Genomic DNA, 11,131 nt, shown 5'->3' on the forward strand with positions numbered 1-11,131 from the left:
TCACAGTATGGCACAATTATTTGAATCAGTTAGCATTGCCATAGAATGATTATGAATTTTTATAATCAAATTAATATAGTTAACATCAGACTAACATCTTAAATTATGAAAGTTTATTTTGTGTTTCGCTGATAAGTTGATTAATTACTTCAGCTACTTCTTCGATAGACTTTCCAGTTGTATTAACTGTAATCGCATCATCTGCTTGACGTAATGGAGATATTTCACGATTCATATCATATTCATCACGTGCTTTGATTTCTTTTTTTAATTGATCTAAAGAGGAAGGAATTCCGCTTGCTTCATTTTCTTTTTGTCTACGTTCAGCACGCTCATCTACAGATGCAATCATATACACTTTTAACTCGGCATCTGGTAAAACTACCGTACCGATATCACGACCGTCCATTACAATCCCTTTTTCAGCAGCTAATTGTTGCTGTACTTCCACTGCAAATGTTCTTACAGGTTCTTTAGATGCTACATACGAAACATTTTGTGTGACTTCATTAGAACGTAAGAAATCTGTGATATCTTCATCGTTTAATAACACACGTTGACCTTTCACGTCATCATAAACCAATTTCAATGTTACATTTTCAATAAGAGATTGAAAGTCTTCAGGTTTACCCTCTTTTAAGTATTTATAGGTAATAGCACGATACATCGCGCCCGTATCTACATAGATCATAGAATGGCTTTCAGCAACCTTTCGTGCAATGGTACTCTTGCCCGCTGCTGCTGGGCCATCAATAGCTATATTAATTAAACTCATATCTAGAAAACCTTCCCTTGTCGTTTATTCATATTTATTTTATCATAAAAACGTATTATAGAGATAGGAGCGATGACATTGAAAAAGATTTTAGTCATGCATACCGGTGGTACAATCAGTATGTCTGAAGATGAAAGCAATAAAGTTGTAGAAAATGAAGAAAACCCCATTTCAAAGCATCATGATATTATCAAACAATATGCAGACGTTACTGAGATTAACCCTATTAACCTTCCCTCTCCGCATGTGACAATTGCTGATGTTGTTAAACTTAGAGATATTATTGAGGAAAATAGTAAGAATGGTCAGTACGATGGCTTCGTCATTACACATGGTACTGACACTTTAGAAGAAACAGCCTACTTATTAGATTTAATTACACAAACAGATAAACCTATTGTAATCACAGGTGCAATGCGCTCCTCAAATGAAATCGGTTCTGATGGATTGTATAATTTTATTTCAGCACTTCGTGTAGCTGCTTCAGATGATTCATATGATAAAGGTGTAATGGTAGTGTTCAATGATGAAATCCATACAGCACGAAATGTGACAAAAACACATACGTCAAATACGAATACTTTCCAAAGTCCAAACCATGGACCATTAGGTGTTTTAACAAAAACGAGTGTACAGTTTCATCATAAACCATACAGACATAAAATTTTAGAGAAAATCAATCCAAAATTAGATGTGCCTATTGTTAAAGCATATATGGATATGCCAAGTGATATTTTCTTATTTTACAGTGAAAGAGCAGTCGATGGAATTGTGGTTGAAGCGCTTGGACAAGGAAACTTACCTCCTACTGCTTTAAAGGGATTAATGGCTTGTTTAGATAAAGGCATTCCTGTCATATTGGTATCAAGATCATTTAATGGTATTGTTGGTCCTATCTACGCTTATGAAGGCGGCGGATACGATTTAGCGCAAAGAGGTGTTATCTTTTCCAACGGTTTGAATGGTCAAAAAGCGCGTCTTAAGTTACTCGTTGCAATGAGCAATCACTTTGATAAAGAACAACTTAAAGCCTACTTCGATGCACAAGTATAATTGGATATAAAGAAAAAACCGGGAAACAGTAGCAACTGCTTCTCGGTTTTTCTATAAGTATTAAGTTAAGATTCAAGCGGTGTTTGTTTTTTAGCAACAATATTTTGAGCGATAATACCGCCATGGAATTTACCATTTTCTATAAAAATTGTATTCGCATCATTACCAGCCGCAATCACACCTGCAATATAGCAGTTTTCAACATTTGTTTCATAAGTTTCTCTATCATAAACAGGTGCAGTACCGAATTCATTCGTATTAATATCAATACCAATTGTTTGTAAGAAGTCGTAGTCTGGATGGTAACCGATCATCGCAAAGACATAATCGTTTGGAATTGTGTAAGATTCACCCTCTTGTTCAAATGTCAGGCTATCTTCATCAATTTTAGTCACATTCGCATTAAAATGCATGTCGATTTTTTCATGTCTTACTAATGATTCGAAATTAGGTAATATCCATGGTTTGATTGCTGATGAATAATCTGCGCCACGGTATAGTACTGTCACATTCGCGCCAGCTTTTTCTAATTCAAGTGCCGCATCAACAGCTGAGTTTTTACCACCGATAATCACAACATTTTGATCGAAGTAAGGATGCGCTTCTTTGAAGTAATGGAAGACTTTTGGTAATTTAGCACCTTCTACTTCCAGTTCGTTATGTTGACCGTAATAGCCAGTCGCTACAGTCAAGAAACGACATTGATACGTATCTTTTGTTGTAGTGATTGTGAAACGTTTACCCATTTTTTTAACTGTAAGCACTTCTTCGAAGGCATGAATGTTTAATTGATGGTATTTAACCACTTCTCTGTAGTAAACCAACGCTTGGTTTCTTCTTGGTTTATACTCTTCAACGATGAAAGGTACGTCACCGATACTTAATTTATCACTAGATGAAAAGAATGTCTGATGTGTAGGATAATTATATATAGATTCTACAACATTCCCTTTTTCAATAACTAATGTTTCAATTCCTTTTTTCTTTTGTTCAATCGCAGCACTTAACCCGCAAGGTCCGCCGCCGATAATGATACTTTCTACTGTTTGCATACAGTTGACCTCCTTCTTTACACCCCTAATATTATATCAGTCATACAAATTTTTAAAAGCTATTCATCTTGTTTCATCAAAGAAAATAAAGTAATTGTGAATCTTTAATAAAAAACCTCACTACCATTTTGTAGTGAGGTCAGTATGATTATTGTGGAATAACTAATTGTTGGCCATTTGAAATATTGTTGCTGTTTAAACCATTCGCACGTTTGATTTTTTCAACATTTTCAGGTGTTCCTTCGCCATAGTATTGGATTGCGATTCTATATAAATTTTCTTTACCATATACTGTGTGTGTTTGACCACCTTGGTTATGTTGTTGTGCTTGTTGTGCTTGTTGATTTTGGTTGTATTGATTGTTTTGTTGAGCTTGCTGATTTTGGTTATATTGACCGTTTTGATTTTGAGCAGCATTTTGTTGTTGATCGTAAGCATTTTGCTCTTGGTCTTGGTCTTGTGCTTGTGATTCATCAGTAGCTTCTGAATCTGAAGCTGCATGTTGTTTAGATTTATCGTGTTTTGCTTTATCAGATTTCTTATCTTTGTTTTTATCTGAAGCTTTTTGGTCATCTTTTTTATCTTTAGCTGCATCTTTATCTTTGTCTTTGTCTTTATCAGATTTTTGCGCAACTTTATTGTCGTCCTGTGCTTTGTGACTACCTTGTTCTGTTAATGCTAAGCCTGCAAAAATAGCAATCGCTGCAATCAATAATAATCCTAAAAGTAAAGGAAGTAATTTTTTTAAACCGCCTTTATTCTTTCTTGGTGGTTCTTCACCATTACCAGAACCGCCGTTGCTAGAACCACCATTTCCAGAGCCGCCATTTCCTGAACCTGCATGTGCAGATTTGCTTGCAGCAGCACCGCCAGCTACACCAGCCGCACCTGCAGCGGCTGCTTTTTTACCAGAGTTGTCTTTTTTCTCTGTCTCTTTTTCTTTAGGTTGTGCTTCTTCTTTTTGGTTTTCAGCTTTTTTCTTATCAGAATGCTTTTGAGCAGCTTTGCCAGCTACTGCACCGCCAGCTACACCAGCCGCACCGGCTGCAGCAGCTTTCTTACCAGAGTTGTCTTTTTTCGTTGTTTCTCTCTCTTTAGGTTGTTCCTCTTCTTTTTGATGTTCAGCTTTTTCCTGATCAGAATGTTTATGAGCAGCTTTACCAGCTGCAGCGCCTCCAACTACACCTGCAGTACCGGCTGCAGCAGCTTTTTTACCTGAATTGTCTTTATCAGTCTTTGTCTGTTCTTCTTTTTTGTTTTCTTTTTCAGGACTAACACCTTTAGATTTATCAGCTTTTTCATGATTTTTTTCCAAATCTTTGCCGATAATGCCACCGCCAACACTACCTACAGCAGTACCAGCCGCTTTTTTCTTACCATTGTTGTGTTGACCTTTTACTGTTTCAGAAATATGACCTTTTGACTCTTTGTTTGTCGGTGTTTCTTCTTGGTTATGTAAGTCATTTGGTTTTTCTGTACTTTCTTCACGTTGATGCGTTGCAGTAGCACGTCTTCTTTGACGTCTTTTATGTGCATTTCTTGGTGGGAAATGTTGTTCCTGCGTTTCTTTTTTAGTTTCTTCTTGATGATTTGTTTCTGTATCAACTGAATCGTCTAAATGATCAGGTTTTTTATGCGATGGTTTAGGATCAATTGATTGACGGTTGCGTTCAAAATCGTCTTTGAAATTGTTGTTTGACAACGTCATCATCCTTTCTTTATTAAAAATATTTATTTACATATGTAGTGTTTATACCCTGAATGGAGAGCCTGAAAAACACATCTTGTATGTTAATTATAACTTGCAATACATACTAAGCAAAGAGAATTATACCTTATCTGTAACTTGTTTTTCAAAATAAAGTATCCTTTTAACTACGTTGTCACAAGTTTATATTAATATAGCTAAGCAATACTACAATGTAAAGTGACTATTCACTAACCATAACATTAAATGAATGGATAATGATTAATATTAAGTAAATATTTGGTTTAACTTTTCTAAATAATTCATTTTTCTAGCAACTTTCTTTTTATTCAGTACATTAATAGGTTGAATTGAATGGTCATTGTCGCAACAAAATTCAGTTGGAGTAATTGTTTCGCCGAAATATGACATTAAATAATGACGTCTGCAAGTAGTTAGATTTTTGTATCCCATCATAGTTAATAAACCTTCTTTTTTGCGTTGTTCTGACATTGAGAAGATTGTTTTTATTTGTTGAATTGAATATTGGGTTGATAGAACTTCTAGAATTTCTGTTTTTTGTTCTGGTAAAAAAGCACCTTGATCGAAAGCATTTATATCAGCTTCAGTAATAATATCCGCAAAAAGAATAGTTTCTAATAAGAAATAATCATCTGGTTGATAAAGGCTGATAGCTTGGCTAAGCTGCCCATCTCTTCCTGCACGACCTATTTCTTGAAGATAACTTGAAGGGCTTACAGGCAAATGATAATGGATAACTGTGCGAATATCTGGTTTATTAATCCCCATACCAAATGCGCTTGTCGCGACAATCATAGGTATCTTATTTTGAATGAATTGCTGCTGTACAGTTTGACGTTCTTGATAGGATAAATCACCATGGTAAATACCTGTGAGATAACCTTCATCATAAATCATCTGAGCAAGTTCCCGACACTTTTTCTTTGAGGATACATAAATAATAGTTGGCCCTGATTGTTCGATAATAGATTTTAACCATTCGTTCTTCTCAGCATTATTTTCAAAATTGATATGCGATAACATAATATTATCTCTGCTCATTTTGGTTTTTACGACCTTTAACTGTGTTTTTACGATAGCTTCAATATCTTCTTGTAAATGCAATGGTGCAGTCGCGGTCAGTGCGAGCAATGTCGCTTTTGGAAATCTTTTAGTAATTCTGCCGATTAAAGCATAATGTGGTCTAAAGTCATATCCCCACTCTGTAATACAGTGTGCTTCATCAAGCACAATCATACCTAAATCTATGGCTTCAATCCATTTAATATTATCTTGATGCAGTATAAATTCAGGACTTAAAAATATGAATTTAGATGATTTCAGTTGTTTTAAGTTCTTCATTTTCTCTTCGTAACTCATGCCAGAATGAATATAACTGACAGAACGTTCACCATTCTTTCGCATCTGCATCACTTGATCGTCCATTAACGAAATCAAAGGAGAAATGATAAGTGTCGGCTTTTGTTTGATGTATGTTGGAAGTTGATAACATAAGCTTTTACCGCTACCAGTCGGTAAAATACCTAAAGTATGCTGATGGTTTAATACATTTTCAATAATAGCTTCTTGGCCTTCTTTAAATGATTCAAAGCCGAACCATTTTTTCAAAGCGTTTTTAAGCATCAAATCCCCTCCCTCGCTATTAAAATAATCGCAAGTTTAATTTCAAAATAACTCATATCAGGAAACGCCGCTTTAAAGTTTCTTAATCGTTCTTCTTGGCGGCCGATATAGTATTGTTTAAATTTATTTAGATATCTTGTATCCAAATAGAAATTGTAATCAGTGAAGTATCCTTTTATATATAATTCGATGATGTGATCTTCAATTGTGTTTACTTTAACGCCTTCTTTTTGAGCGATTGCTTCTAATGATAATCCAGTTTTCACTAATTTGAGTGTATCTTTTGTATTGATAGAAAGTGTTGGTAATATAATGGCTTGATGCAAAATAGGAAAAGTTTCTTTATCTTCTAGTAAATGAATCATCTCGACTAAATCATTCATTTTAATGATTGCTAACTCTGAAAGTTGTAAGTTCTCTATTAAGCTGACTTGCTGATTCGTATACATGACTTCATCAAATCCTTGGAGGAAATAATGTAATATCGAACGAGATTGTGCTTGATTCAAAAGCTCAAAAAGATGATAAACCTCTTTTTCGAAAACATGTACACTTTGTTGCTGTTCAAGATCAAAATAAATTTCTTTTGCTCTCTTTTGAACCTTACTGATTTCTGAAACGGGTATAAAAGAAAGCGTGTGATGTTGTTTGAATGAAATAGTTTGGATTAACAACTGTAAGACTTGAAAAGTTTGTTGAATACTTTCAAATGTATAACGTGTTGAAACATTTAATGGAATGGATGATATATCTTCATAATTCTGATGATAGATTCGTTCGAATGACGTATATTTTAAATCAGGTTGACTATGATATAATGATAAAAGTTGTTGGCTACATGCATCAAAGTAGGTTTGATGCGTTTTAGCACCAATCAGTATATTGTAAATACTTTTGTCTGTTTTATAATGAAATGCATGCTTTTTTATGTATTGAATTATTTCGTTCAAATCCATCATCACCTATGACTTATAGTATTGAAAAAAGATAAACTGGTGTTAAAATATAAATTACGTTATCAGTGTAGCATTTTTAAAGAAGGAGGCGAAGTAAATTGGCTAAATATACGATTGTAGATATGGATACATGCATTGCTTGCGGCGCATGCGGTGCTGCAGCACCTGACATTTATGATTATGATGATGAAGGTATTGCGTATGTTATCTTAGATGATAATGAAGGGACAGCGCCTGTTCCAGAAGAATTATATGAAGACTTAGAAGATGCAGACGAAGGTTGCCCAACAGATTCTATTAAAATTGCAGATGAACCGTTTGATGGTGATGCATTAAAATTCGAATAGTATCAATCGTGAGACCAGTTGGCTGTCTTCGCTTAACATAGATTGATGAAAACGAGACAGATGATGTCTTAAAAAAATCCCCCGGAAATTTCCGGGGGTTTTTCATTTTATGATTAATAACGTAGTGCTTTCTTTAAACGTTTATACAACAATAAGAAAACAATAGATACTACGATACCTTTGATAATATTAAATGGCACAATACCTGAAACTATAATGATTTTTAAATTTTTCATGACATCGCTCAAGTTCATAATCATACCGTAGAGCGGTAACAATACAAAGTAGTTTAATATACTTAAAACTAAGGTCATGACAATCGTACCTACGATTAAACCAATGATAATGTTGAAGCGGCTTTTAACGACTTTACTTACATAATACGCAGTTAATAGTAAACTGACAGCCGCTACAAAATTGGCTAAAGGGCCAATTGGATCGCCCATATTGAATAAGAAATTCAATAAGTTTTTAATCAGTTCGACGATTATACCTGCAATTGGTCCAAAAATAAATGTTGCTAATAAAGCAGGTACATCACTAAAATCTAAAGTTAAGTATGGAGGTAAAAATGGCAAAGGAAATTTGATAAACATCAAAATAAAAGCAATTGCACTCAACATACTTATGACGATGAAACGTTTGTTGTTTTGTTGATTCATAAAGACTCCTTCCATTCATCTTACGTGAATAGGAGGATTTTATTGCACAACAAATAAACCCTCCATCTTCTCCCATCCAGACTATACTGTCGGCTCTAGAATCTCACTAGATCAGCCATATTTATCCAAAGATAAATACAGGTCGCAGGCTTAAAATTACTGCCGGTTGGGAATTGCACCCGACCCCGAAGATGAATTTCATTAATATTTTATTTTCCTATTTATTGTAGCCGATTTATCTTAAAAGTTCAATCCGATTGCTTAACTAGGAGAAAATAAAAAAACTTGGGCACAATGCCCAAGTTGAAAGATTATGCTTCATGATGATGTGGCTTCGGTAATTTAATAATGAACGTTGTCCCTTTGCCTAGTTCGCTAGTTAGATTAATTGTCCCTTCTTGGGCTTCAATAATCATACGACTGATGAACAGACCTAGACCTGTCCCCTCTTTACCGCGTTTTCTAGATGCATCCACTTTATAGAATCTATCAAAGACTAATTCTACATGTTCAGGTGCAATACCACTGCCAGTATCTGTGATATATAAGATATCATATTCATCATCTTCACCAGTCGTGATTGTAATGGAATCACCAGGACCAGTATATCTTGTCGCATTATCGACTAGGTTAGTAAGAACTTGTTCCATGCGGTCTGAATCGTAAAACCATAATTGATTGTGTGTTTCTGGTGCGAGATTGATATCAATTTCTAATTCACTCGCTTGCTGACGATATTTTAGTTGCATACGATCAAGCAATTGACTGATAGGTTGTATTTCTTTGTGTATAGATAAGCCTTCAGCATCCATTCTTGCAACATTCAACAGTTCATTTACTAAACGATTCAACCGTTGCGTTTCATCTAAAACAATAGATAGTGAATCTCTAATTTCTTCAGGTTCTGAAACTACACCGTCTACAATTGATTCAGTATACCCTTGCAATAAAGCAATTGGTGTTCTTAGTTCATGAGACACTGTCGCAATAAAATCTTTTTTCATTTGATCTAGTTTATGTTCATTTGTCATATCTCGAATAATCGCAACAATTCCGCTGCTGCCATTAGGTTGGAACTGATCAATATAACTCATAATTACAACATAATAACGATTGTTTACTTCGTATTCTTCAAACTGTGTTTCTTTATCAGTGAAAGTATTGTTCATTTGTTCGATGAATAACGCTTTGTTTTCTCCATCAAGTTCGTTTTCCATTTGTTGAGCGAGCTTGTTAGACAAGATGATTTCTCTGTCTTCGTTTATACCGAGCACACCTTCTACCATTGAATTGATTAAACTTTCTCTAATATTTTTAGATGCTGAAATTTCATCAATATGGCGTTGAATTTCATTGCTCATGAGGTTGAATGAGTTTGCCAGTTCGCCTATCTCATCTTTGGTATGAATATCATTCACTAAAGAATAATTGCCTTTAGAAACACCAGTGGCTTGAGTTCTGAGCTGGCGAAGCGGCTTCGTTATCCTTGATGATAAGAAGAACGCAAATACAGTTGTTACAATTAAGAAAATGATAGCTGTAACAAGTATGATAATAGTAATAACATTATTAGTATCATCTATACTTTTTAAGTCTTGGTAAATAAAGACTGCACCGTTAGGATGTGTATTATCCACTTTAGTTGGATATCCTACTAAAACATACGTATGTTTTTGACCGTCTACAGTCATTTTAATATGTTCAGATGTTTTCTTTTGCTTATCGAATACTTGCGCAAAATCATTATCTTTTTGAATGATATCCATCATTTGTTCTTTAAACTTCGAATGTGAGTTATAATATTCATCCTTTTTATTTTTCATAATAATCAAACCACTTGGCCCTTCTATAAGCATTTTACTGTGTTTGATTGCTAATGATTTATTATCTGATTCCTCTAGTAAATTACTTATGCGGTGTGCATCATTTACTAAGGAATGTTCAGTATCTTGCGTATAATATTGTTGGATGAATGTAATTAATGCAGCACTAAGTAAAATTAAAACTGTCGTTACTATTAAAATAATAGTTAACCACAGTTTTATGACGACATTATTGAGTCGTTTCATCGTTGTTGTCGACCTCAAATTTATAACCAACGCCCCATACAGTCTGAATCATTTGAGCTGCATCTTTTGAGACACGGTTTAATTTTTCTCTGAGTCGTTTAACATGAGTATCTACAGTACGCAAGTCTCCATAGAACTCATAATGCCAAACATCTTTTAGTAATTGTTCACGGTCGAATACTTTGTTAGGTGTTTTCGCTAAGAAAATTAATAATTCGTATTCTTTAGGTGTTAAATTAACTTGTGTACCATCTGCAAGTACACGGTGTGCATCATTATCAATGACCAAATGCTTAAATTCGATTAAATCTCTCGCATGTGGTTCGTTTTGATCTGAAGTTGCTGTAAGTGTACGTCGTAGCAAGGCTTTAACTCTGAGCACAACTTCTCTTGGAGAGAAAGGTTTGACGATATAATCATCTGCACCAGATTCAAATCCTTCTACGCGGTTCGTTTCTTCCCCTTTTGCAGTTAACATAATGATTGGAGTTTCTTTATACTCTCTCAAACGGTTTGCAACTTCAATACCATCGATTTCGGGAAGCATCAAGTCTAACAAGATACAAGCATAGTCGTGATTTAAAGCTAAATCTAATGCTTCTTTGCCGTCTCGAGCTTCTTCGATATCAAAAGATTCTCGTTCTAAATATAATTTTAATAGTCTGCGAATTCTTTCTTCATCATCAACGACAAGAATTTTTGTCATAATTTTATGTACCTCCCATATGAGCATTCAACAATAAGTTGTCCAATAAGATAGACAGACAAGTCCTAAAACATCATAAGAGTCATGAGTGATTTCCTTTATTGATAATATATCTGTCGTAACTTTCTCGGATTTAATAATTTGTGTATCGTCTTCATG

Annotated in this window: 10 protein-coding genes and 1 riboswitch; of the genes, 2 read left to right on the forward strand and 8 right to left on the reverse strand. The window is 34.5% G+C overall.

Going from position 1 to position 11,131, the window contains the following annotated elements:
* Positions 1-103: 103 nt before the first annotated feature.
* Positions 104-775 (reverse strand): (d)CMP kinase, encoded by a 672-nt coding sequence (gene cmk / locus BU038_RS10460; protein WP_107605996.1) that lies wholly within the window; start codon positions 773-775, stop codon positions 104-106.
* A gap of 78 nt (positions 776-853) precedes the next feature.
* On the opposite strand from cmk, the gene BU038_RS10465 reads away from it, so the two are divergent.
* The gene (locus tag BU038_RS10465) at positions 854-1,828 is read left to right on the forward strand and encodes an asparaginase (RefSeq protein ID WP_107605997.1); all 975 of its coding nucleotides are present in this window, start codon (positions 854-856) and stop codon (positions 1,826-1,828) included.
* 65 nt (positions 1,829-1,893) lie between these two features.
* Here BU038_RS10465 and ypdA read toward each other — a convergent pair whose 3' ends face one another.
* The 4 genes from ypdA to BU038_RS10485 all read right to left on the reverse strand — a co-directional run bounded on the left by ypdA (position 1,894) and on the right by BU038_RS10485 (position 7,188).
* Positions 1,894-2,880 (reverse strand): bacillithiol disulfide reductase YpdA, encoded by a 987-nt coding sequence (gene ypdA / locus BU038_RS10470; protein WP_107605998.1) that lies wholly within the window; start codon positions 2,878-2,880, stop codon positions 1,894-1,896.
* A 148-nt stretch (positions 2,881-3,028) separates the two neighbouring features.
* Positions 3,029-4,588 (reverse strand): LysM peptidoglycan-binding domain-containing protein, encoded by a 1,560-nt coding sequence (locus BU038_RS10475; RefSeq protein ID WP_428843600.1) that lies wholly within the window; start codon positions 4,586-4,588, stop codon positions 3,029-3,031.
* A gap of 267 nt (positions 4,589-4,855) precedes the next feature.
* Positions 4,856-6,232 (reverse strand): RecQ family ATP-dependent DNA helicase, encoded by a 1,377-nt coding sequence (locus BU038_RS10480; protein ID WP_107606000.1) that lies wholly within the window; start codon positions 6,230-6,232, stop codon positions 4,856-4,858.
* On the reverse strand, positions 6,232-7,188 hold the full coding sequence (locus tag BU038_RS10485) for a helix-turn-helix domain-containing protein (protein ID WP_107606001.1): 957 nt from the start codon (positions 7,186-7,188) through the stop codon (positions 6,232-6,234). The genes BU038_RS10480 and BU038_RS10485 overlap by 1 nt, the downstream gene beginning before the upstream one ends.
* Positions 7,189-7,286: 98 nt before the next feature.
* Here BU038_RS10485 and BU038_RS10490 point away from each other — a divergent pair, with 98 nt between their 5' ends.
* A complete protein-coding gene (locus tag BU038_RS10490; RefSeq protein WP_002480988.1) occupies positions 7,287-7,535 on the forward strand; it encodes a ferredoxin in 249 nt (82 codons plus the stop codon).
* A 113-nt stretch (positions 7,536-7,648) separates the two neighbouring features.
* Here the strand turns inward: BU038_RS10490 and BU038_RS10495 are convergent, their stop codons facing one another.
* From BU038_RS10495 to BU038_RS10505, 3 genes are all read right to left on the reverse strand, one after another.
* Complete coding sequence (locus BU038_RS10495) at positions 7,649-8,197, reverse strand: ECF transporter S component (RefSeq protein WP_107606002.1); 549 nt, start codon at positions 8,195-8,197, stop codon at positions 7,649-7,651.
* 60 nt (positions 8,198-8,257) lie between these two features.
* Positions 8,258-8,394, reverse strand: a riboswitch (FMN riboswitch).
* Between the two features lie 114 nt (positions 8,395-8,508).
* Positions 8,509-10,266 (reverse strand): ATP-binding protein, encoded by a 1,758-nt coding sequence (locus tag BU038_RS10500; protein ID WP_107606003.1) that lies wholly within the window; start codon positions 10,264-10,266, stop codon positions 8,509-8,511.
* Entirely contained in the window at positions 10,250-10,972 is a 723-nt protein-coding gene (locus BU038_RS10505) for a response regulator (RefSeq protein WP_002480991.1), read from the reverse strand. Before BU038_RS10505 ends, BU038_RS10500 begins: the two co-directional genes overlap by 17 nt.
* Between the last annotated feature and the right edge of the window lie 159 nt (positions 10,973-11,131).

The sequence above is a fragment of the Staphylococcus simulans genome (genome assembly GCF_003043455.1).
Classification (GTDB): domain Bacteria; phylum Bacillota; class Bacilli; order Staphylococcales; family Staphylococcaceae; genus Staphylococcus; species Staphylococcus simulans_A.